At 72.8% G+C, this 23,349-nt stretch carries 16 protein-coding genes; 13 read left to right on the plus strand and 3 right to left on the minus strand.

Annotation, left to right across the window (positions count from 1 at the left end):
• Window positions 1-162: 162 nt before the first annotated feature.
• Entirely contained in the window at window positions 163-942 is a 780-nt protein-coding gene (lexA, locus tag ACF09K_RS23985) for a transcriptional repressor LexA (RefSeq protein ID WP_392246530.1), read from the minus strand.
• A 644-nt stretch (window positions 943-1,586) separates the two neighbouring features.
• On the opposite strand from lexA, the gene nrdR reads away from it, so the two are divergent.
• Together nrdR and ACF09K_RS23995 are read left to right on the plus strand one after the other, a co-directional pair.
• On the plus strand, window positions 1,587-2,153 hold the full coding sequence (gene nrdR, locus ACF09K_RS23990; RefSeq protein ID WP_392246533.1) for a transcriptional regulator NrdR: 567 nt from the start codon (window positions 1,587-1,589) through the stop codon (window positions 2,151-2,153).
• Window positions 2,154-2,314: 161 nt separating this feature from the next.
• A complete protein-coding gene (locus ACF09K_RS23995; protein ID WP_392246535.1) occupies window positions 2,315-5,218 on the plus strand; it encodes a vitamin B12-dependent ribonucleotide reductase in 2,904 nt (967 codons plus the stop codon).
• A gap of 91 nt (window positions 5,219-5,309) precedes the next feature.
• Here the strand turns inward: ACF09K_RS23995 and ACF09K_RS24000 are convergent, their stop codons facing one another.
• Entirely contained in the window at window positions 5,310-5,843 is a 534-nt protein-coding gene (locus tag ACF09K_RS24000; RefSeq protein ID WP_392246537.1) for a TerD family protein, read from the minus strand.
• A 167-nt stretch (window positions 5,844-6,010) separates the two neighbouring features.
• On the opposite strand from ACF09K_RS24000, the gene ACF09K_RS24005 reads away from it, so the two are divergent.
• The 5 genes from ACF09K_RS24005 to ACF09K_RS24025 all read left to right on the plus strand — a co-directional run bounded on the left by ACF09K_RS24005 (window position 6,011) and on the right by ACF09K_RS24025 (window position 10,606).
• Window positions 6,011-6,616: a YdbC family protein gene (locus ACF09K_RS24005; protein ID WP_392246538.1), complete on the plus strand. Its 606-nt coding sequence runs from the start codon at window positions 6,011-6,013 to the stop codon at window positions 6,614-6,616.
• Between the two features lie 117 nt (window positions 6,617-6,733).
• The gene (locus ACF09K_RS24010; RefSeq protein ID WP_392246540.1) at window positions 6,734-7,414 is read left to right on the plus strand and encodes a histidine phosphatase family protein; all 681 of its coding nucleotides are present in this window, start codon (window positions 6,734-6,736) and stop codon (window positions 7,412-7,414) included.
• The gene (locus tag ACF09K_RS24015; protein ID WP_392246542.1) at window positions 7,404-8,309 is read left to right on the plus strand and encodes an ADP-ribosylglycohydrolase family protein; all 906 of its coding nucleotides are present in this window, start codon (window positions 7,404-7,406) and stop codon (window positions 8,307-8,309) included. Before ACF09K_RS24010 ends, ACF09K_RS24015 begins: the two co-directional genes overlap by 11 nt.
• An 888-nt stretch (window positions 8,310-9,197) precedes the next feature.
• Window positions 9,198-9,899 (plus strand): ribonuclease HII, encoded by a 702-nt coding sequence (locus ACF09K_RS24020; RefSeq protein WP_392246543.1) that lies wholly within the window; start codon window positions 9,198-9,200, stop codon window positions 9,897-9,899.
• 68 nt (window positions 9,900-9,967) lie between these two features.
• Window positions 9,968-10,606, plus strand: a complete 639-nt coding sequence (locus ACF09K_RS24025) for a hypothetical protein (protein WP_392246545.1) — start codon at window positions 9,968-9,970, stop codon at window positions 10,604-10,606.
• Between the two features lie 419 nt (window positions 10,607-11,025).
• On the opposite strand, the gene ACF09K_RS24030 is transcribed toward ACF09K_RS24025, so the two are convergent.
• Window positions 11,026-11,640, minus strand: a complete 615-nt coding sequence (locus ACF09K_RS24030; protein WP_392246547.1) for a hypothetical protein — start codon at window positions 11,638-11,640, stop codon at window positions 11,026-11,028.
• A gap of 431 nt (window positions 11,641-12,071) precedes the next feature.
• On the opposite strand from ACF09K_RS24030, the gene ACF09K_RS24035 reads away from it, so the two are divergent.
• From ACF09K_RS24035 to ACF09K_RS24060, 6 genes are all read left to right on the plus strand, one after another.
• Entirely contained in the window at window positions 12,072-14,225 is a 2,154-nt protein-coding gene (locus tag ACF09K_RS24035; protein WP_392246549.1) for a RecQ family ATP-dependent DNA helicase, read from the plus strand.
• Window positions 14,226-14,386: 161 nt separating this feature from the next.
• On the plus strand, window positions 14,387-16,315 hold the full coding sequence (locus ACF09K_RS24040; RefSeq protein ID WP_392246551.1) for a DUF4192 domain-containing protein: 1,929 nt from the start codon (window positions 14,387-14,389) through the stop codon (window positions 16,313-16,315).
• A gap of 427 nt (window positions 16,316-16,742) precedes the next feature.
• The gene (locus tag ACF09K_RS24045; protein WP_392246772.1) at window positions 16,743-18,662 is read left to right on the plus strand and encodes a glycogen debranching N-terminal domain-containing protein; all 1,920 of its coding nucleotides are present in this window, start codon (window positions 16,743-16,745) and stop codon (window positions 18,660-18,662) included.
• Between the two features lie 129 nt (window positions 18,663-18,791).
• On the plus strand, window positions 18,792-19,550 hold the full coding sequence (locus tag ACF09K_RS24050) for an NUDIX domain-containing protein (RefSeq protein ID WP_392246553.1): 759 nt from the start codon (window positions 18,792-18,794) through the stop codon (window positions 19,548-19,550).
• A gap of 212 nt (window positions 19,551-19,762) precedes the next feature.
• Complete coding sequence (locus ACF09K_RS24055; RefSeq protein WP_392246554.1) at window positions 19,763-21,904, plus strand: ATP-binding cassette domain-containing protein; 2,142 nt, start codon at window positions 19,763-19,765, stop codon at window positions 21,902-21,904.
• A gap of 162 nt (window positions 21,905-22,066) precedes the next feature.
• Entirely contained in the window at window positions 22,067-22,954 is an 888-nt protein-coding gene (locus tag ACF09K_RS24060; protein ID WP_392246556.1) for a FadR/GntR family transcriptional regulator, read from the plus strand.
• The last annotated feature ends 395 nt before the right edge of the window (window positions 22,955-23,349 follow it).

Genomic DNA, 23,349 nt, shown 5'->3' on the forward strand with positions numbered 1-23,349 from the left:
CCTCACCGCACAGGCCTCACCGCACAGGACCGCCCGGCGTCCCGACCGCCCGGCGCCCCCCGACCGCCCGGTACCCGGACAGCACAGGGCCCCGGAACCGGCGCAGGGATCCCGGGGCCCAGTCAGGGGGGGGCGGTCGAGGAGGCCCGTCCGCCGCCGCACTCAGACGCGGCGCAGAACGGCCACCACCTTGCCGAGGATGGTCGCGTCGTCACCGGGGATCGGCTCGTACGCCGCGTTGTGCGGGAGCAGCCAGACATGGCCGTCCTCGCGCCGGAAGCGCTTCACGGTCGCCTCACCCTCCAGCATGGCGGCGACGATGTCGCCGTTCTCCGCGACCGGCTGGCGGCGGACGGTGACCCAGTCGCCGTCGCAGATCGCGGCCTCGATCATCGAGTCGCCGACGACCTTGAGCACGAACAGCTCACCGTCGCCGACGAGCTGCCGGGGGAGCGGGAAGACGTCCTCCACCGACTCCTCGGCCAGGATCGGGCCGCCGGCGGCGATCCGGCCGACCAGCGGGACGTACGACGCGGCGGGCTTGCCCGCGGTGTCCGTGGGCTGCACCGCCGAGGCCTGGTCGGACCCGCGCACCTCGTACGCGCGCGGGCGGTGCGGGTCACGGCGCAGGAAGCCCTTGCGCTCCAGTGCCATCAGCTGGTGTGCGACCGACGAGGTGCTGGACAGGCCGACGGCCTGGCCGATCTCCCGCATCGACGGCGGGTATCCGCGCCGCTGCACGGAGTCCCGGATGACCTCGATCACCCGCCGCTGACGGTCGGTGAGTCCCGAGCTGTCCGCCCGGATACCTGGAGGTCGGCCCGGCAGGGAGCGCTTGTGCCCCTCCGGGTTCACGGGTTCGTTCATCGCGCGCACCGGCTCGAGTCGGCCCTGGGAGCGGTCCTGGGCAGTGATGGTGGCACTGTCTGCGGTGGTGGTCACGTCGGCCCCTCTCGGTTGTCTCCCTGCTGGACAACGGTAGTTGCTTTCGAAAGGTTGCGCCAAACACACGTTCGAGTGAAAAAGCGTGGATAGCCTGACTTGATCACGTCTTGAGGTGTATAGCTGACGCGCTGCCCGTCGGACGCGAGAGCCGTTTGTTGTACTCTTCGCCGCCGGGGCCGATCACCTTGTGGGGTGGCCCCAGTCTGTCATTCGCGCCCCGGCGTGCCGGGGGTCCGGCCCGGCCCTGTGCGAGAGTCCCACCTCTCCTCCTTCCGGCGCTCACGGTATCCCCGCGCGCGGCCCGGCGACCCGGCCGTGCGGCCGCGCGCGGGACGGCCGCACCGCCGTACGCGCGCGACGGCATGTCCGTACGCGCGCGTGCGCAGTGACTCCCGCACGGCAGCTTCCGTGTGCTCGCCGTGACCGCCGGAACGCGCCCTGTGAGGGCCGTCGGCGCGACACGCGACACGGCCTGGGTGAATGAGGCAAGCCCTACATCTAGTGGTTGGATGTCCTTCGCGGCCCACAAGTTGTGTTCCCCCGGGACTTAGCACCCTCTGGAATCGCCTATGCTGAGGGCTGCTTCGAGGGGCCCGTGAGGCCCGCGAGGCCATGGAGACCGCCGTGAGGAGGGATGGATCGTGCACTGCCCCTTCTGCAGGCACCCCGACAGCCGTGTCGTCGACAGCCGTACGACCGACGACGGCACGTCGATCCGCAGGCGCCGCCAGTGCCCTGACTGCTCCCGTCGTTTCACGACCGTGGAGACGTGCTCGCTCATGGTGGTCAAGCGGTCCGGGGTCACCGAGCCCTTCAGCCGCACCAAGGTCATCAACGGCGTGCGCAAGGCCTGCCAGGGGCGGCCCGTCACGGAGGACGCCCTCGCCCAGCTCGGTCAGCGGGTCGAGGAAGCCGTGCGGGCCACCGGGAGCGCCGAGCTGACCACCCACGACGTGGGGCTGGCCATACTCGGCCCGTTGCAGGAGCTGGACCTCGTCGCCTATCTGCGATTCGCCTCCGTCTACCGGGCGTTCGACTCGCTCGACGACTTCGAGGCCGCGATCGCGGAACTCAGGCGGGCGCGGCACCCCGACGCGGACGACGGTGACCGCGAGGACGCGGCGGACACCGCCGCGAGGGGCCGGGAGGACGACGGCGGGCGCGGAGGGACCGTGCAGGTCCCCGAGCCCGCCCACTCCGCCGACTGACCGCGGGCCGGCACCGGAGCGCAGGCTCCGGACCGGGCCGGGCGGTGGCGGACGAGACCTGCTGCGGGTGTGGCGAGTGGTGCCCGCAGCACAAGACAGAACACCGTGTCACGGGAACAACGTGGCATTTCAGGGCGTTTTCGCCCGTACAGGGAGGCGGCATGACAGAGACGGCGAGCGGTCCGGCACGGGGTTCCCGAGCCAAGGGCGCCAAGGCGACCAAGGGCCTGCGTATCGAGCGCATCCACACGACCCCCGGCGTGCACCCGTATGACGAGGTGGCCTGGGAGCGCCGGGACGTCGTCATGACCAACTGGCGCGACGGCTCGGTCAACTTCGAGCAGCGTGGCGTCGAGTTCCCCGACTTCTGGTCGGTGAACGCGGTCAACATCGTCACCAGCAAGTACTTCCGGGGCGCCGTCGGCACCCCGCAGCGCGAAGTCAGCCTCAAGCAGCTGATCGACCGCATCGTGAAGACCTACCGGAAGGCCGGCGAGGACCACAAGTACTTCGCGTCGCCCGCCGACGCCGAGATCTTCGAGCACGAGCTGGCGTACGCCCTCCTGCACCAGATCTTCAGCTTCAACAGCCCCGTCTGGTTCAACGTCGGCACGCCGCAGCCCCAGCAGGTCTCCGCCTGCTTCATCCTGTCCGTCGACGACTCCATGGAGTCGATCCTCGACTGGTACAAGGAAGAGGGCATGATCTTCAAGGGCGGCTCCGGCGCCGGCCTGAACCTCTCCCGCATCCGCTCCTCCAAGGAACTGCTCTCCTCCGGCGGCAACGCCTCCGGCCCGGTCTCCTTCATGCGCGGCGCCGACGCCTCCGCCGGCACCATCAAGTCCGGTGGCGCCACCCGCCGCGCCGCCAAGATGGTCGTGCTCGACGTCGATCACCCCGACATCGAGGACTTCATCCAGACGAAGGTCAGCGAGGAGGAGAAGATCCGCGTCCTGCGCGACGCGGGCTTCGACATGGACCTGGGCGGCGACGACATCACGTCCGTCCAGTACCAGAACGCCAACAACTCCGTCCGCGTCAACGACGAGTTCATGAAGGCCGTCGAGCAGGGCGGTAAGTTCGGCCTGCGCGCGCGGATGACCGGCGACGTGATCGAGGAGGTCGACGCCAAGTCGCTCTTCCGTAAGATCGCCGAGGCCGCCTGGGCCTGCGCCGACCCGGGCATCCAGTACGACGACACCATCAACACCTGGCACACCTGCCCGGAGTCCGGCCGGATCACCGCGTCGAACCCGTGCAGCGAGTACATGCACCTGGACAACACGTCCTGCAACCTCGCCTCGCTGAACCTGATGAAGTTCCTGAAGGACGACGGCCAGGGCCACCAGTCCTTCGAGGCCGACCGCTTCCAGAAGGTCGTCGAGCTGGTCATCACCGCGATGGACATCTCCATCTGCTTCGCGGACTTCCCGACCCAGAAGATCGGCGAGAACACCCGCGCGTTCCGCCAGCTCGGCATCGGCTACGCCAACCTCGGCGCCCTGCTGATGGCGACCGGCCACGCGTACGACTCGGACGGCGGCCGCTCGCTGGCCGGTGCCATCACCTCTCTGATGACGGGCACGGCCTACCGCCGCTCCTCCGAGCTGGCCGCGGTCGTCGGCCCCTACGACGGCTACGCCCGCAACGCCGACGCCCACAACCGCGTCATGAAGCAGCACTCCGACGCCAACCGGAAGGCCGTCGGCATCGACGACCTGGACAGCCCCGTCTGGGCCGCCGCCACCGAGGCCTGGCAGGACGTGCTGGACCTCGGCGAGAAGAACGGCTTCCGCAACTCCCAGGCGTCCGTGCTCGCCCCGACCGGCACCATCGGTCTGGCGATGTCCTGCGACACCACCGGTGTCGAGCCCGACCTCGCCCTGGTCAAGTTCAAGAAGCTGGTCGGCGGCGGCTCGATGCAGATCGTCAACGGCACCGTGCCGCAGGCCCTGCGCCGCCTGGGTTACCAGGAGGAGCAGATCGAGGCGATCGTCGCCCACATCGCCGAGCACGGCAATGTGATCGACGCCCCCGGCCTCAAGCACGAGCACTACGAGGTGTTCGACTGCGCCATGGGCGAGCGCGCCATCTCCCCGATGGGCCACGTCCGCATGATGGCCGCGATCCAGCCGTGGATCTCCGGCGCCATCTCCAAGACGGTCAACATGCCGGAGACGGCGACCGTCGAGGAGGTCGAGGAGATCTACTTCGAGGCCTGGAAGCTCGGCGTCAAGGCGCTCGCGATCTACCGCGACAACTGCAAGGTCGGCCAGCCCCTCTCCGCCAAGAAGAAGGACACCAAGGAGCAGGAGAAGGCCGAGATCACCGAGAGGGCCGAGGACGCCATCCGCACCGCGGTCGAGAAGGTGGTCGAGTACCGCCCGGTCCGCAAGCGTCTGCCCAAGGGCCGTCCCGGCATCACGACGTCGTTCACCGTCGGCGGCGCCGAGGGCTACATGACCGCCAACTCCTACCCGGACGACGGTCTCGGCGAGGTCTTCCTGAAGATGTCCAAGCAGGGCTCGACGCTCGCCGGCATGATGGACGCCTTCTCCATCGCGGTCTCCGTCGGCCTCCAGTACGGGGTGCCGCTGGAGACGTACGTCGCGAAGTTCACCAACATGCGCTTCGAGCCGGCCGGTATGACGGACGACCCCGACGTGCGGATGGCCCAGTCGATCGTCGACTACATCTTCCGCCGCCTGGCGCTCGACTTCCTGCCCTTCGAGACGCGCTCCGCGCTCGGCATCCACTCCGCCGATGAGCGTCAGCGCCACCTGGAGACGGGTTCGTACGAGCCGTCCGACGAGGACGTCGACGTCGAGGGGCTGGCCCAGTCGGCCCCGCGCGCCCAGGACCTCAAGGCCGTGGCCACGCCGAAGGCCGAGGTGGAGGCCGCCAAGCCGGCCCCGCAGCAGGCCCACACCAGCGCCGAGCTGGTGGAGATGCAGCTGGGCATCCACGCCGACGCCCCGCTGTGCTTCTCCTGCGGCACGAAGATGCAGCGCGCCGGTTCCTGCTACATCTGCGAGGGCTGCGGCTCGACCAGCGGTTGCAGCTGATACCGGGCGATCCCGGGCGGTAGGGCCCGTCAGGGGTGAACGACCTGGTGGGAGCGGTGGAGCCGGTTTCCGGTTCCACCGCTCCCGGCGTTCAGGAGCGGCGCAGCCCGCCCATGATCCTGGTGAAGGCCGCCGGGTCCTCCTCGTAGCCCTGCACGCCGTCGCGGAGGGACCAGCCGTCGGCCGGGTCGCGCACGAACTCCGCGACCGTGGCCGCCGTCGCGCCGAGCACGGTGCCGAAGTCGTCCTCGGCCAGCACGGTGTAGCCCTCGCGTATCCGGAAGGCCGGGTTGCGCACGCTGACGAAGGTCCGCTCCGCGGGACGCTGCTGGATGACGACGCCGACCAGCACGCGCCCGTACCGGGCGTCCAGCCGGTCGAGTTCGAGCGTCATGACCTCGTCCCAGCCGAAGCCCCTGCCGTCCGTGCTGTCGCGGTGGAGCGTGATGGTGCCGTCGGGGGAGCGGCTGTCGAAGTGCACCACGTAGGCGGGCTCCCCCCGCGGGTCGTCCGCGAGGTAGGTGCCGGCCACTATGTCCAGGTCGGTGGGCGGCTCACCCGCCGGACTCGGGTCCCACCTCAGCGCCATCTCGACCTTGCGGATCCCCTTGTTGAGGCCGTTCACCGGTCTTCCCCTCCCCGTCCCCGTCTGCTGTCGCGGTCTGCTGTCGCGCTGAACTGGCCGCTCGTCAGGGCCGGTTGTCCATCCTGCCACGCGCGTGCGGCGGCCCGCACGAGTGCCGGGTGCCCAAGGGCGACCTACGTCACGCCCTTCGGCCGTACCATGGCGCGGTGCTGGTCAAGTGGATTCGCTGCACCGTGGTGGACCGTCGCGGGTTCGAGCGGGGGCAGCGGAAGTGGGCGGGGCTCCCGGGGGAGCCGGGGTTCCGGGGACAGGGCGGGGGCTGGAGCAGGACACGGCCCTCGGTCGCGCACGTCTTCGCCTTCTGGGAGAGCCGCGCCTTCTACGACTCCTTCATGGCGCGTTCCCACGACCGGCTCGCGACCGCCCAGGCGGGCACCTTCAAGGACGCCCAGGTCCGTCTGTTCGACTACCGCTTCGACGTGAAGACGGGCTTCGAACCCCGCTTCACCGACTGCGACCTCGTACGGGTGGCCCTGTGCCGGGTCCACGAGGAACGCGCCGAGCACTTCACCCTGATGCAGGAGAAGGTGTGGAACCCGGCCATGGCCGGATCACCCGGCATGATCCGCGGCCTGTTCGCGGAGGCGCCGGGACACGAGTTCCTGGTCCTGTCGATGTGGCGCTCGCAGGCCGAGCACGGCAAGTACCGCACCGAGCGGGTGGAACGGCTCGCCCTGCGCGCCCAGACGGAGGCGGACGTCTCGGCCATGACCGGCGACATCGTGGAGCTGGAGCCCACCTGGACGGTGTGAGGGGCCGCGGCCCCGCACCGCGCGCCGACGCGCCCCCGGGCGCGGATCCGTGTGACCTACGCCGTATGCGGGCCTCACGAGTGCTCGATCGGCCGCCACTCGATCTAGTGTTTTCGCATGGCAAGACCACGGCGCATCGTCCTTGTCCGGCACGGGGAGTCAACGGGCAATGTTGATGACACCGTCTACGAGCGTGAACCCGACCACGCGCTGGCCCTGACCGAGCGGGGCCGGCACCAGGCGGAGGAGACGGGCAGGAGACTGCGGGAGGTGTTCGGCGACGAGCAGGTCAGCGTGTACGTCTCGCCCTACCGGCGCACCCACGAGACCCTCCGCGCCTTCCACCTGGACCCCGACCGCATACGCGTGCGGGAGGAACCCCGGCTGCGCGAGCAGGACTGGGGGAACTGGCAGGACCGCGACGACGTCCGCCTCCAGAAGGCCTACCGCGACGCCTACGGGCACTTCTTCTACCGCTTCGCCCAGGGCGAGAGCGGGGCGGACGTCTACGACCGGGTCGGCGGCTTCCTGGAGAGCCTGTTCCGCAGTTTCGAGGCCCCCGACCACCCGCCGAACGTGCTGATCGTGACGCACGGCCTGGCCATGCGGTTGTTCTGCATGCGCTGGTTCCACTGGACGGTCGCCGAGTTCGAGTCCCTGTCGAATCCCGGGAACGCCGAGATGCGGATGCTCGTTCTCGGGGACGACGGCAAGTACGCCCTCGACCGGCCGTTCGACCGGTGGCGCGTTCCGGAGCCGTACGGGATCACTGGAGAGTGGCAGAGCGATGACCGTTGACTCCTCCCCCGAGGGGCGCCTGGGGCGCGCCCTGGCAGCGCTGCGCGGACTCGCGGTGGGGGACGCGCTGGGTTCGCAGTTCTTCGTGCCGGCGAACTACCCGCTGCTGAAGCACCGCGAACTGCCGCCGGGACCCTGGCAGTGGACGGACGACACCGAGATGGCCTGCTCCGTCGTCGCCGTCCTGGCCGCCCACCAGCGCATCGACCAGGACGCCCTGGCCCACTCCTTCGCCGCGCACCACGACTTCGACCGTGGTTACGGTCCCGCCGTCAACCGGATGCTGAGACTGGTCCGGGAAGGCGGTGACTGGCGCGAACTCGCAGCGGCCCTGTTCAACGGCCAGGGCTCCTGGGGCAACGGCGCCGCCATGCGGATCGCCCCCCTGGGCGCCTGGTACGCCGGCGATCCCGAGCAGGCCACCCACCAGGCGGAGATCTCCGCCTACCCCACGCACCAGCACCGGGAGGCCGTGGTGGGCGCCATGGCCGTCGCCGCGGCCGCCGCGCTGGCCGGTGCGCCGGGAGGTCCGCCCGGCGCCGACGCCCTCCTGGAGGGCGTCATCGGCCTCATGCCCAGAAGTGCTGTGACGGCGGGGCTGCGCCGTGCCCGGGACATGCTCGACTACGACGACGCCGGCACCGTCGCGGCGGTGCTGGGCTGCGGACGGCGTACGACGGCCCACGACACCGTGCCGTTCGCGCTCTGGTCCGCCGCCCGCTCCCTCGGCGACTACGAGAAGGCCTTCTGGACCACCGCCCAGGCCGGCGGGGACGTGGACACGACCTGCGCCATCGTCGGCGGCGTCCTCGCCTCCGGGAAGGCCGGGGCGCCCCCCGCCACCTGGGCGGAGCAGGTGGAGGCACTGCCGGCCTGGGTGCCCTCCGCGTCCTGAGCGTCGCCCCGTACCGCCGCCCCCCTGTCGTCGGGTGGTTTCCGCCTCCGTCCGCCGCCGACCCGGGCGAACGCTGCGTGTTCACCGGGAACTCTGCGTGATCGGCCGTCCGTTGTCCGTACAGCCGCCCCGCGATCGGTGGGGCCGGGAGCGAGGCGACGGCCGAGCGGCTGGACGGAGGCGTGGTGAGCATGGGGTTCGCGGTAGGGGTGGTCGTGATGGTGGCCGCCGTCGCCTGCGGGGTGTTCGGCGGGCGGGACCACGTCGGACGGGAACGCGATGGGTGGGAGCGCGTCGGCCGGGGCGGGGTGAGGCGCAGGGCGAGCGGCCGCGGACGCGCACCCATGAGGTGCGTCGGTGTCCGTGGGCACTGCGGCGAAGCCTCCGAAGGCCCGGTTCCGTTCCGGCCCTCGCGGAAGGTGGTGGTGATGAGCGCCGACGAGGTCGGCGGGGTGATGGCGCCTCCGAGGCCCCGGGGGGTGCCGCGTACTCCGGGCCGGTTTTCGCGCCGCGCTCGATCGTCCACGAGTGCGATCCGAATAGGCGGAGCGCTTCCGTGCCCTGATCCTCGAAGGGGTCGTCGGGTCGACCGTGCAGCTTCTGTGTGAGGTCGTCAGGCGTGGGATCGAGAGAGGTGAGACGCGTGCCGGCGCGATGAACGGCCGTGTGCTGGATGCCGTTCCGGCCATGATGACGTACCGCTCCGAGGTGTGCGGCAGCGAATGGGGCGATCGAGGGAGCGAGGAGGCGACCGACCGGTTCATGCTGCCGCCGCTGCGGCCGGAGGCGGGCTGGGCGAGCCGCCGGCGGGTCCTTCGGCGATCACGCGCGAGGTCATGCCGACCGGGGTGTCGCAAGGGGATCCGGGCGGCGTAGGCTAAGGCCGCCATGCCGTACGAACCACCCACTCACACCGTCGAGCGCTCCCTGCGCGCCACGACCGGAGCCAAGGTCGTCGCCGGTGTCGACGAAGTGGGCCGCGGTGCGTGGGCCGGTCCCGTCACCGTCTGCGCGGCGGTCACCGGACTGCGCCGGCCCCTCGTCGGCCTCACCGACTCCAAGCTCCTCTCCGTCAAGCGTCGCAACGAGCTTGCCGTGGAACTGGAGGAGTGGGTGACCTCGTACGCCCTCGGGCACGCCTCCCCGGAGGAGATCGACGACCTGGGGATGACCGCCGCTCTGCGGCTCGCCGCGGTGCGCGCCCTGGACGCCCTGCCGGTGCGCCCCGAGGCGGTGATCCTCGACGGCAAGCACGACTACCTCGGCGACCCCTGGAGGGTCCGCACGGTGATCAAAGGCGATCAGTCGTGCGTGGCCGTCGCGGCGGCCTCGGTGCTCGCCAAGGTGCAGCGCGACAAAATGATGGCCGAACTGGGTATCGACCATGCAGACTTCGGTTTTGCGGACAACGCCGGGTATCCGTCGCCCGTCCACAAGGCCGCACTGGAGGAGCGGGGCCCCACCCCGTACCACCGGTTGTCGTGGGCGTATCTTGATGCGCTGCCCCAGTGGCGGCACCTCAAGAAGGCCCGCAGCTGGGCGAACGGAAGCGCGCCGAAGATCGAGGGCCAGCTCGGCTTCGACTTCTGACGATTCCGCTCGCACTGATGTGCCACCCGCTGGCGCGAGCCGCACCACCGTTTGATAGACATCAGCCCATGCCTCTCATTCCCGAGGAGCCTCAGATTCACGAGAGTGCCCAGGGTCCCCGCGCCACTCCGGCCAGTGGCCGCACCGCGCCGACCCCTCGACCCGTACCCGGTCCCCGTCCCGCGGCTCCGTCGCGTCCCGGTCGGCCTGGTCCTGTCCGGCCCACGCCGCCCGTGCAGCGCACGCCGCGCGATGTGGCCCCCGTGCCCGGGCCTTCGGTCCCGGTCACCCCTGCCGCTTCCCCTTCCGTACCCGCTTCGGGGGCCCCTCAAATCCAGCTGATCCCGGCCTCGGCCGCGGGTGCGCTGGACGCCGCCGAGGAGGCCGTCGACCTGCTGCTCGAGTCGGGCCGCTCCCCGGGTGAGGTGCTGGTGGTCACCACCGGCGAACAGCACCCGTGGGCCGCGCACGAACTGTCCTTCGGTGAAGCGTCCTACTGGGCGCAGCACGACTCGGGGGACGACGTCTTCTACGCCGATGCCTCCGCGTTGGAGCGGGCGGCGGTGCGGCCCGTGGTCGTCGTCGCGGTCAACGGGGGTACCGGTGCAGCCACCGCCCTTCCGGCGGCCCACGCCCGGGCCGGTGCCCTGCTGATCGTCTGCGGTGACCCGCAGCAGATCAACTCGGTGCTCGGCGCGGGCATCTGAACCCGCTCCCGGTCGTCCGGGGGAACACCCGGGGGTGGGGAGGGGCCGTTCCGCGGCACCTCCCCGACGGTCTTCGGACGCGCGGACCCGGAAGTCCGGGTGCGCCCCTCGGCGTGCGCGCGGCCGCGGACTCGCCGGGCCCTGCCTCGCGCGGCGCGGACGAGCCGGGACGCGGCGTCGTTCGCGGACGTCATGAAGCGTTGCGCGCGACACCGTGGCGCGCCGACGCGTGACGTGCGGTGCCGGCACGCGATGTGCCGTGCCGACACGTGACACTCGGCGCCGGCACGCGACACACGACGCCGGCGTCCGGTGTCACGCGGTACGACGCGGCATCACGCGGTCGGCTCCTCGTGACCACCCCCCGATGGAGGCGGATCGTTTCTGCTCTGCCGACCCGGCGGGGGAGTCGGCGGCCCTCAGCGCGCGGCCGCGCGGCGCAGCACCTCCGAGGCTGCGCCGCCGGTCCGCGGCAACGGCGGCGCCTCGGACAGCGCGAAGGGCTCGGGCGGCGAACCCGCGTGGGGGCGACGGCCTCCGCGGCCCTCGCCGAGCACCTGCCAGCCGTCCCGGGTCAGCGTGATGTACGCCCCGCAGCGCAGCCCGTGCAAGGTGCAGGCGTCGCGCAGACCCCACATCCAGGCACCGTCCTCCTCCGTCCAGCGCGCGTCGCCCTCGCGGCAGTAGAGCAGCACGGCGGTGCGCACCGGCGTGCGGCGCCGCAGGTCGTGCGGGATGACCCGGCGCAGCTGGGCGAGCAGCGCGTTGCGGAACATCCAGCCGTCGGCCTGCGCCTGGCGCCGCGTGAACGAGGCACTGGCCAGCAGCCGTTCGTCCGGATCGAGCACCGCCACGATCGCGGTGGCCGGCTTCGGCAGATGGCGCGCGTGGAGGCCGCTGACGACCTCCCGCGGGTTGCGCAGCAGCGGAATGCCGGCCGAAGCCCACTCCGCGGGTTCGAGCAAGCGGTTGGCGGAAGCGGCGGACGTGGACGTCGACAGCGATGCCGACGACGGAGCGAATCCGAGGGTCACGAGCCTCCCTTCGGCTACGGCCCACACCTGCGGGCGGGTCGGATTCGGGGGCACGCACACCGCAGCAGAGCCCTGCCGGACCACGGGCGAGCCGTGCGGGGAGCGGAACTCAATTCTTCCTGTCGAACTTGGATGCGGCAACGAGCAATTGGGGCCACCGACCCTTATGTGGCGGAGAGTGTCTTATATCCTTACCCCATGAACGCAGGGTGACGCGTGTGCCGGCCGTACACCGTCGGTTCACCTGTCCGAGGGGCAGTGTTCTCCGGCCGTCGCGCGCGAGGCCTCCCCCGGTCGACGCGCAGGCCGTGCCGACGGACGCGTGCGCCGTGCCGCCCCTCGCTCCGCGATTCCGCACGTACGGACGTGCCACGTTCGCTCACGCAGGGTGAGGTGGCCGATTGTCAGTGCCATCGGGTTGCATGGGGGGCATGGACAACCTGGAGCTCCGCACCGAAGCAGACGCCATCCTCGCCGAACTGGTCGGTGTGCCGGGGGCGCGGCTTCGGGAGGACCAGTGGCAGGCGGTGGCGGCCCTCGTCGAGGAGCGCCGACGGGCCCTGGTGGTGCAGCGCACCGGCTGGGGCAAGTCGGCGGTGTACTTCGTCGCCACCGCGTTGCTGCGCCGTCGCGGTTCCGGGCCGACGGTGATCGTCTCGCCGCTGCTGGCGCTGATGCGCAACCAGGTCGAGGCCGCGGAGCGGGCGGGCATCCAGGCGCGCACCATCAACTCGGCCAATCCGGAGGAGTGGGCCGCGATCTACCAGGAGGTCGAGCGCGGCGACACCGACGTCCTCCTCGTCAGTCCGGAGCGCCTCAACTCCGTCGACTTCCGGGACCAGGTGCTCCCCAAGCTGGCGGCCACGACCGGTCTGCTGGTGGTCGACGAGGCGCACTGCATCTCCGACTGGGGCCACGACTTCCGCCCCGACTACCGCCGGCTGCGGGCCATGCTCGGCGACCTCGCTCCCGGCGTGCCGGTCCTCGCCACCACCGCGACCGCCAACGCGCGCGTCACGGCCGACGTGGCCGAGCAGCTCGGGACCGGCGCCGGCGAGGCCCTGGTGCTGCGCGGCCCGCTGGAGAGGGAAAGCCTCCGCCTCGGAGTCGTCCGGCTGCCGGACGCCGCGCACCGCCTGGCCTGGCTCGCCGAGCACCTGGACGAACTGCCGGGCTCCGGGATCGTCTACGCGCTGACGGTCGCCGCGGCCGAGGAGGCCACCGCCTTCCTGCGGCAGCGCGGCTACACGGTGGACTCGTACACGGGCCGCACGGAGAACGCCGACCGGCTCCAGGCCGAGACCGACCTCCAGGAGAACAGGGTCAAGGCGCTCGTGGCCACTTCCGCGCTGGGCATGGGATTCGACAAGCCGGACCTGGGATTCGTCGTCCATCTCGGCTCGCCCTCCTCGCCGATCGCCTACTACCAGCAGGTGGGCCGCGCGGGCCGAGGCGTGGAGCACGCCGAGGTGCTGCTGCTGCCGGGCAAGGAGGACGAGGCCATCTGGCGCTACTTCGCCGACACCGCCTTCCCGCCCGAGACGCAGGTGCGCCAGACCCTCTCGGCTCTCGCCGACGCGGGGCGGCCGCTGTCCGTGCCCGCCCTGGAGGCGATGGTGGACCTGCGGCGCACCAGGCTGGAGACGATGCTGAAGGTCCTCGACGTGGACGGGGCCGTCAAGCGGGTCAAGGGCGGCTGGGAGAGCACGGGGCGGCCCTGGACGTACGACACCGAGCGCTACTCCTGGGTTGCCCGGCAGCGGGCCGTCGAGCAGCAGGCCATGCGCGACTACGTGAACACGACCGCGTGCCGGATGGAGTTCCTGCGCCGGCAGCTGGACGACGAGGGCGCGGCCCCGTGCGGCCGTTGTGACAACTGCGCCGGCGCCTGGATCGCTTCCTCGGTCTCGGCCGAGGTCCTCACCGGGGCGGCGAAGGAACTGGACCGCCCGGGGGTGGAGGTCGAGCCGCGCCGCATGTGGCCGACGGGCATGGCCGCCCTCGGCGTCGACCTCAAGGGGCGCATCCCCGTTCGCGAGCAGTGTTCCACCGGGCGTGCCCTGGGCCGCCTCTCGGACATCGGCTGGGGCAACCGCCTGCGCCCCCTGCTGGCCGAGAACGCATCCGACGGACCCGTCCCCGACGAGGTCCTCAAAGCCGCGGTGGCCGTCCTGGCCGACTGGGCGCGCTCCCCGGGCGGCTGGGCCACCGACGCCCCGGACGCCTCGGCCCGGCCGGTGGGCGTCGTCGCGGTCCCGTCCCTGTCCCGCCCGCAGCTGGTCGGCTCCCTCGCCCAGGGCATTGCGGCCGTCGGACGCCTCCCCTTCCTGGGTACCCTGACGTACACCGGCCAGGGCGGTGCCCACGCGGTGCGCCGCAGCAACTCCGCCCAGCGCCTCAGGGCGCTCTCGGAGGCCCTCACGGTCCCGGAGGAGCTGGCCGCCGCCCTGGCGGCCGCTCCGGGCCCCGTGCTGCTCGTGGACGACTTCACCGACTCCGGCTGGACCCTGGCGGTAGCCGCCCGCCTCCTTCGCCGGGCAGGCGGCGAGGCGGTCCTTCCGCTGGTCCTCGCCGCGGCGGGCTGAGCGTCCCCGGCGACCGCTCCCGCGCACATCCCCTCCGAACGGCTCCCGCCCGCGCGGAGGGGCGTCCGGCGGGCAGCCGGACCTCGCGTCGATGACGTGTCCCTGGCCAGACTTATCCACAGGCCCAACCGGAATTCCACGGTCCGCGAGATCGTCGACTCATGACGAACCACAGCGAAGCGACCGGATCCTCCGGAAACAGCGACATCACCGGACGCGGGGGACGCACCGGTCCCCGAGCACACGAGGACCGGAGCGCGCACGACCACGGGACGGCCTGCGGCCGTGGGGCCTCGTACGACCACGAGGCCCCACCCGCTCACAAGGCCTCACCCGCCCATGAGACGGAGTACGAGGGTGAGACCGAGTACGACCGCGAAGCCGCCTACGAAGGTCACGTCCCGTACGGCGGGCGCCCCGCCCACAGCGGCGGCACCCTCTCCCACCAGGTCACCCTGCGCACCCCGGCCGAGCTGGCCGACGCCCTGCCCTACCTGCTCGGATACCGGCCCGAGGACAGCATCGTTCTTGTCGCCCTCCACGACCAGGGCGGCCGGGGCAGGTTCGGCGGCCGGGCCCGCCTCGGCATCCCGGCCCACCCGGAGGACTGGCCCGCGGTGGCCCGGCAACTGGCCCAGGGGCTCGTGGCCGGCAGCGAACGCAGGGGAACCCGCCCCGCACAGATCGTCGCCTACCTCTGCCAGGAACCGGCGGCGGACGAGACGGGCGATCGGGTCAGGGAGCGACTCCAGCCGCTCGCGCACGCGCTCCGTGTCGAATGCGGCCGGCTCGACATCCCGGTGATCGAGGCGCTGTGCATCTCGGGCGGCCGCTTCTGGTCGTACTGCTGCTCCGGCGAGGGCTGCTGCCCGGTCGAGGGGGTGCCGATGGGCCTGCCGGGCACATCCGTGCTGGCCGCGGCGGCCACCTATGCCGGCATCCAGGTCCGCGGCACGCTGAGGGAGCTGAGGGCCCGGCTGCTTCCGCTGGAGACGGGTGTCGCCGTGGAGCAGGAGTTGGCCCTCGACACGGCGGGCATGGACCTGCTTCCCCGGATGATCCGCGACACGAGCCGCGCGGCCGTCGCGGAGGAGACCATCGCGCTGGCCGCACGGGTGATGCGCAGGCTCTCCGCAGCGCCCTCGGTGACGGGCGCCCTCCCCGCGGACCGCCGCGACGACGAGCTCGTGGCTTCCGACGAAGCCGCTGCCCTCATTCTGGGCCTCCAGGACCGGGTGACCCGTGACCGCGCCGCCGAGTGGATGGAGGGGGACGAAGCGGCCCCCGCCCTGCGGCTCTGGCGAGCGCTGGCCCGCCGCTGTGTCGGTCCCTACGGCGAGCACGCGGCGGCCCCGCTCACTCTCGCCGGTTGGGTCGCCTGGTCCAGCGGCGACGAACTGGAGGCCCGTGAGGCCCTCGCCATGGCCCTGGGCGCGGACCCCGGCTACCTCTTCGCCCGCCTCCTGCACCATGCCTGCAACGAGGGTCTGGACCCCGAATCGGTCCGCCGCTGCCTGCGCACCGAGCGCGAGGCGCGTGAACAGCGGGTCGGAGGAGGAACCGAGCGTCCGGCCGAGACCGGGGCCGGGGCCGGGGCTGGGCCCGGAGCCCGGGACGGGGCCGTGTCCGGGACTGGTGACCGCGGCCGGGCCGCTGCTCGAGCCCATGCGGGGACGCGGGCCCGGGCAGGCGCGCGGGCCGTCCGGACCGGCGCCGAGAGTCACGAAAGCGGTGCCGAGCGGACCGCCGACGGGGGCGCGGGCCGGACCGACGCGGCATCGGACGCCGACGGCACGACCGGTTCCGCTCCGGTACCGGGACGGTCCTCCTCCCCGAGCGTCGGCCGACGCCGACGCCGTGCGCGTTCCGCCGGTCCCGTCGGCTCCCCCGCGAGGACGACAGCGGCGACGGCGGGGGAACGGGGAGCGAAGGTCCCCGGCGCCCGTGCGGCCGGCTCGACGCGCCCCACCGCTTCCGGGCCGACCGGGACGCGCTCGCGCACCCGCACTTCCGGCGAGGCCGCCGCACTGCGGCGGAGCGGCTGCGTCGACGGCGACACCGACGGCGGCGAGAGCGACGGGCAGAGGTGAGCCGGCACCCACGCGGAGCACGGAGACAGGAGGCTCCCGGCCGTTCGCCGTACCGGGCCGGCCGGGAGACCGCTCACGGCCGGGCATCCGCGGGAGCGGCCGCTCGCCGCACCAGCGCCGTTCGACGGGCCGCCGCCCGCACGGGCGTGACCTGGTGGAGCCCGGTTCCGTTCCCTGTGTGGCGGCGCAGCCCGCCCGGGTGGCGCCGCCGCGCCCTGCCGGGGACGGCCGTCGACCACGCCCGAGGCGTCCAGAGAGCAGAGGAAGTCACCTCATGCGTCAGCCGACTCCGCCCTCCGCCACCGACGAGCGCCGCCCGGTGCTCCCGCCGCCCGGTCCGGCACCTCGGCCGACGCGACGGGAGACGTCACCGGCTCGGGGCGCGCCCCCGCGCCGCCCCGCCGATCTGCCACCCGTCCACAAGGCGATGATCTGCGTCTCCCTGCCCGGTCTCGCCATCTCCACCGACGAGGGACAGCTGACCGGCCGCGGACTGGAGGGGTTCTACCGGGCGGGCCGGCGCGTCCTGTCCCGCTGCCAGGTGCGGGTCGCCGGACACGAACCGCTCGTCGTCCAGGCACGGATGACATCGGCCGACCGGGCCCGTTTCGTCGGAACCCTGCGGGCCACGCCCCACGGGGGACCTGACCCGGACGTCGTCGTCGAACGGACCCGCTCCGCGGACGGCGTCGAGCGGATCACGTTGCGCAGCGCCGCCACGCGCCCCCTGCGCCTGCCGGTGGAGGTGACCCTCGGCACGGACCTGGCCGACCTGGGCGCCGTCGCGGCCGGCACCGCCGGGCCCGAGCTGCCCGCCGGCGTGCACGAATCCGGCCTGCGCTGGACCGGCCCCACCGGGAACGCCTGCGTCACGGCCGACCCGCCACCCACCGACGCGCTCGCCTCCGCGGGGCTCCTGCGCTGGGAGTTCGACGTGCCTCCCGGCGGCAGCGTGACCGTCGAGCTGAGAGTCCGGCTGGAAGGCGCGGGGCCGGTACGGGCCGTGGGCCGGACTGCGACGAACCTCTTGGCCGCCGCGCGGGCGACCGGCGACGACCCCCGGCTCCGTCCGTTCCTGGACACGAGCATCGAGGACCTGCGGGCCCTCCTCGTGCGGGACCCCGCCCACCCCATGGACGTCCAGCTCGCCGCCGGAGCACCGTGGCGTTGCGGACCGGCGCCCGCCGAGGCCCTGACCGCGGCCCGCATGGCACTGCCTCTCGGCACGCGGCTCGCCGCCGGCACACTGCGCGCCCTCGCCCGTACCCAGGTCAGGGGCGAAGGACCACGGACGGGCATGATCCCGGGACCCCGGCGTGACGCGGGCGCACACCTGCCCCCGGCCTGCACCGGGACGGAGGCGACGCTGCTCTTCCCCGTACTCCTGGCGGAAGCCCGCCGGTGGGGGCTTCCCGATCGGGAGACGGAGGAACTGCTGCCGACGGCCGAGCGCTGTCTGGCCTGGCTGCGGGCCGCGGTGGGGGAGGGCCCGTACCTGTGCGATCCCCGGCCCGGCGGGCCCGTCCGGTGCGAGACGCAGGCCCGGGCCCACCGCGCGGCACTGCTCGGCGCCGACCTGCTCGACGCCCTGGGCAGACCGGGCGGCAACGGACTGCGGGAATGGGCGCGGGCCCTGCGGGCCGCGTTCCGCGAGGACTTCTGGATCGACGATCCGGCAGGCGGTCGCCCCGCCGCCGCCCGAACCCCGGACGGCCGCCCGGTGCTCCCTCTGGGAGCGACTACCGTCCACCTCCTGGACACCGGCCTGCTGGGCGGCGGGGAGTGCGCCCCGGGGCTCCTCGACAAGGTGCGCACCGAACAGCTCGCCCGGCTCCTCGGCAGCCCGGGCATGGACTGCGGCTGGGGGCTGCGCGGACTCGGCGTGAGAGAGACCGGCCACAACCCCTTCGGTCATCGCGGGGGCGCCGTACGGGTCTCCGAGACGGCGACCGCCGTCTCGGGGCTGGCGGCGGCGGGGTACGAGAAGGAGGCGGGGTCCCTGCTGCGGGGCGTGCTGGCCGCGGCCGAGGCCTTCGGCCACAGGCTCCCCGAGATGTACGGCGGGGAGCAGCGAACCGAGGGGAGTGCTCCGCTGCCCCACCCGGCGGCCTGCCGCCCCGCCGCCACCGCGGCCGCCGCCGGGGTCCTCCTCGTCACCACGGTGGCGGGCGTCCGGCCCGACGTCCCCGCCGGGACCGTGACCCTGCGTCCGCTGCGCGGCGCACCCCTGGGCGAGGTCGGTCTGACGGGTCTGCGGGTCTCCGGTGCCCCCTTCTCCGTACGGGTCAGCCGGCTCGGACCGGTCATGGTCGAGGAGGCGGCCGACGGGCTGCGACTGGGCACGTGACCTGGCGGGACGGGGAACGCACCGACGACCCCGGGTGTGAGGGCGGCGGCGCGGGACCGCGGTGGACCAGCCGCCGATGCGGCGGGCGAAGGGCGTGTTTATCGTCAGGAAGACGACTATGATCGCCGCATGCCCTACGACCCGTCAGCGTTTCCGCCCTTCGCCGTCACCGTGGACCTGGTCGTGCTGACCGTGCGCCGCCATGCCCTGTGCGCGCTGGCGGTGCGCAGGGGCGAGCCGCCGTTCCAGGGACGGTGGGCCCTTCCGGGCGGCTTCGTGCGGGAAGACGAGGACCTCTCCCGGGCCGCGGCACGCGAACTGGCCGAGGAGACCGGACTGCGCGCCCACGGTCCCGCCGCTCCCGACCAGGACAACGGCGCTCACCTGGAACAGCTCGCCACCTACGGCGATCCCGAGCGCGATCCCCGGATGCGCGTGGTCAGCGTCGCTCACCTCGCCCTCGCCCCCGACCTGCCGGCACCGCGCGCCGGCGGCGACGCGAGCAACGCGCGCTGGGCCCCGGTCGAGGAACTGCTGCAGCAGGGCGGTCACGGCCGTGACGGCGAACCGATGGCGCCCCTCGCCTTCGACCACACGCGGATCCTTGCCGACGGGGTGGAGCGAGCCCGCTCCAAGATCGAGTACTCCTCGCTGGCGACCGCGTTCTGCCCCACCGAGTTCACCGTCGGCGAGCTGCGGCGGGTGTACGAGGCGGTGTGGGGCGTGGCGCTGGACCCGCGGAACTTCCACCGCAAGGTGACGGGCACGCCGGGCTTCCTGGTGCCCACCGGTGGCACCACCACCCGCCAGGGCGGCCGCCCCGCGCAGCTCTTCCGCGCCGGTGGCGCGACCCTGCTCAACCCGCCGATGCTGCGTCCCGAGGTGTGATCCCGGCGCACGTACCAGGACGTGCCGGCCGGGCCGTGACCGCTCCCGGGGCGCCGCCCGCCCGCCCGGTGCTCACTTCGCGCCTTCCTCGGACCGGGTGTCCGTGCCGATCGCCGTGCCGGTCGGGGTGGTTGGCGCACCACGACGATCGGGATTCCACGGCCAGCCGTGCTGCCCCGCAAAACGGGACATAGCGCGCTATCTTGCTGCGGGTGATCCAGGCCTTCGGACTGACCAGCAATCCCCGCAAGGGCCTCCCGCTCGCGCTCGACGACGTCTCCTTCGAGGCGCGCGCGGGACACGTCACCGTGCTGCTCGGAGCGCCGGGCGCGGGTAAGACCACGGCACTGAGACTCATGCTCGAACTCCAACAGGGCCGTGGCCTGACCTACTTCAGAGGCCGCCCCCTGCACCGCATCGCCCATCCGTCCCGGGAGGTCGGTGTCCTCCTGGGCGATGTGCCGGGGCATCCGGCCCGCACCGTCCGCGGCCATCTGCGCATGTTGTGCGCGGCCGCCGGTGTCCCGGTCCGACGGGCCGACGAAGTCCTGGAGGCGGTCGGCCTGGTCAGCCTGCGCGACGAACGCCTGGGCACCCTCTCCCGCGGCATGGACCGCCGGCTCGGCCTCGCCTGCGCCCTCCTCGCCGATCCGCACACCCTCGTGCTCGATCACCCGGCCGACGGGCTCTCCGAGCGTGAAAGCCGGTGGCTGCACGGTCTGCTGCGCGCGCACGCGGCCCAGGGCGGCACCGTGCTCTCGACCACGACCGACCCCAAGGAGGCCGCCCGCACGGCCGACCGGGTCGTCACCCTGGACCGGGGCAGGCTCGTCGCCGACCAGGAGGCCCCACGCTTCGCCCGCACCCGGCTGCGGCCCCGTGTCGCCGTCCGCAGCCCGCACGCCACGCGCCTGGCGGCCACGCTCGCCAAGGAAGCCCGTACCGCTCGCCGCTCCGTCGAGGTCGTGCAGGAGGACGGCAACCGCCTCTCCGTGTACGGCAGCACCTGTGCCGATGTCGGGGAGGCCGCGTTCCGGCACCGCATCCTCGTCCACCAACTCGCGGACGAAGTCGGCGACATGGGCCCCGGAGCCGACGGCGGCGACGTGGACCCGACACGCGCCGGGCAGGAGATCGGCGGTCAGGAGGATGAGCCCGGCCCGGCCCACGCCCGCGACGGTCGGCCGTCCGGCGACGCACCCCACGAGGAGCAACCCACCGCAGCGGCCGACACCCCCTCCCCGCAACCGGCCCCCCCGACCCCGGACCCGCCCTCCACCTCCACCCCCCTCCGCACCGGAACCGCTCCGGGCCCGGCCGCTCCGGGCCCGGCCGCTCCGGGCCCGGCCGCTCCGGGCCCGGCCGCCCCGGACCCGGCCACCCCAGGCCCAGCCGCCCCGGGCCCGGTCGTCGCAGCCGCGACGGCGCCCCCCGTGCGCCCGGCCCCGCCGGAAGGCGTCACCGACGGCTCCACGGTCCCCGCCGCTCGATCCGCCCGCACCCCGGTCAGGGGCCCCTCGGGCCCCTCCCGCGCTCTCGAGGGCGCCCTGCCGGCCCTGCCGCCCCCCATCGCCGTCCGTTCCGCCCCCAGCCCGCTGCGTCCCCTCCGCTACGAACTGCGCCGCGCCGCCGGTGTCAGCACCGGCTTCGTCACCGGCGGCGTCGTCCTGCTCGTCTCCGCCCTCACCTCGCTCGTCCTGGCCCGTGTCGGCCACACCTCGCAGGCACGCCTGCTGGCCGCCTGGCCCGTGCAGATGCCGTTGCCCCCGGCGGCGCTCGGCGCGGGACTGCTCGGCGCGCTCGCCTTCGGGGACGAGTTCCGCCACCCGGCCCTGGCGGCGGACCGCGGGAGCGTGCCGCGCAGACTGGGCCTGCTCGTCGCCAAGCTCCTGGTCTCCGCTCTCACCGCGCTGATGCTCGCCTTCCTCACCGCGGGCTGTGACGCCGAAGCGCTCTATCTTTTCTACGGAAGGGAGTTCACGCAGGTTCCCGCCGACTGGTTGCAGCTGGGCGTGGGTTGGCTCGCGCTCACGGTCGGCTGCGCCTGGGCCGGCGTCCTGGCCGCGGGCGTCTTCCGGTCCACCACGGCCGGACTCGCGGCGGTGGTCGCCGTACCGGTGGCCGTCGTACCGCTCGTACAGAAGGCCGTGGAGAGCGCATCCGTGCGGACCGCCGCCGGATTCCCGGTGCGGCTGCGTGAGGTACTGCTGTCGCAATGGCCCTTCGGCGGAGACCGCTATGTGGCGGCCGTGCTGCGCGTGATCACTCAACCCGTGGGTGGAGCTTTGACGTTGTCGCTGAGCGGTCTGCTCTGCGCGTATCTGCTCACAACCCTGCGCAGTCGTGCCCGATGACGACCGCCGGGTCCCGTCTGGGAGTGGATTGTGCGCAACTCCCCGCAGAACGTCCATTTCTTTCCGATAAGGCGTCAATTGCGACGGGGTGAGCGATCACCCTTTCGTGTGCTTTTCACCAAAGACCTCAAGGCAGTTGGAGACGGCGCCGACAAAAGATGCGTGAGTACCCTTGCGCACACCATGATGACCACCGCCCGCTCCGCCGACTCCGGTCTGACCGGCCCGGGCGAACTCGACCGCTACCCCTTCGGGGAGGGTTCCGTCGCCGATCGCGTCGGCGCCCCCGTCTGGGAGGGCGCGGATCCCGAGCTGGGCCGTGTGGGCCGGCGCGGCGCGGGCAGCCGCGGACGCGGGCTGCACGGTCAACTCGTCCAGCAGCTCGGCCAGATGATCGTCTCCGGCGACCTGGGTGCGGACCGTCCGCTCGTGCCGGAGGAGATCGGTCAGCGCTTCGAGGTCTCCCGCACCGTCGTCCGCGAGTCGCTCCGGGTCCTGGAGGCCAAGGGGCTCGTCAGCGCCCGCCCGAACGTCGGTACGCGCGTGCGTCCCGTGAGCGACTGGAACCTTCTCGACCCGGACATCATCGAGTGGCGCGCCTTCGGCCCGCAGCGCGACAACCAGCGGCGCGAGCTGAGCGAGCTGCGCTGGACGATCGAGCCGCTCGCCGCCCGCCTCGCCGCCGGGCACGGGCGCGAGGACGTCCAGCAGCGCCTGTCGGACATGGTCGAGATCATGGGGCACGCCATGGGGCAGGGGGACGCGCTCACCTATTCCCGGGCCGACGCCGAGTTCCACTCGCTGCTCATCCAGGTGGCGGGGAACCGCATGCTGGAGCACCTCTCCGGCATCGTGTCCTCCGCGCTCCAGGTGTCCGGCGGTCCGGTCACGGGCTGTGACCGGCCGACCGAGGCGTCGCTGGGCCACCACGGCAGGATCGCCGACGCCCTCGCCGCGGGTGACGGAGCCGGTGCCGAAGCGGCCATGCGTCAGCTGCTCACCGTCCACCCCGAGGTGGAGCGGGTCGTCCCGGCGCCCCGCGAGCACTGACCGCACATCGCGGTCGGCGCGGCCGGGGATGTCCGCCCCCTCTTCCTCCTCCCGTGTCGTGCCCCGCCTTCCCACCCTCCCGTCGGACCCCGCACGACCCGGACCCGGGTCTGCGGGGTCCGATCGTGCGTCGGGGCCGATTGACTCGCAACGGTGTGGGTAGACACTGCGAGTGACCTTATCTGCCCGCGTCTGACCGCCTTTGAGCGCTTACGGGGTGTGACTCGGGCCACGAAGATTGGGCGTAACGCTCAGGGAAGCAACGCGATGACCTAAGAGGTGGCAGCCGCGGAGGGAATACGGACGCCAGAGAAGGCGCTGTGCAACTTCCCGGCCCCCACCCGCCCCGTCGGCCCACCCCCAAGGCCGGTGGTCGGCTCCTGTCCGTCGTGGAC

Source organism: Streptomyces sp. NPDC014882 (genome assembly GCF_043081325.1).
In the GTDB taxonomy this organism is placed as follows: domain Bacteria; phylum Actinomycetota; class Actinomycetes; order Streptomycetales; family Streptomycetaceae; genus Streptomyces.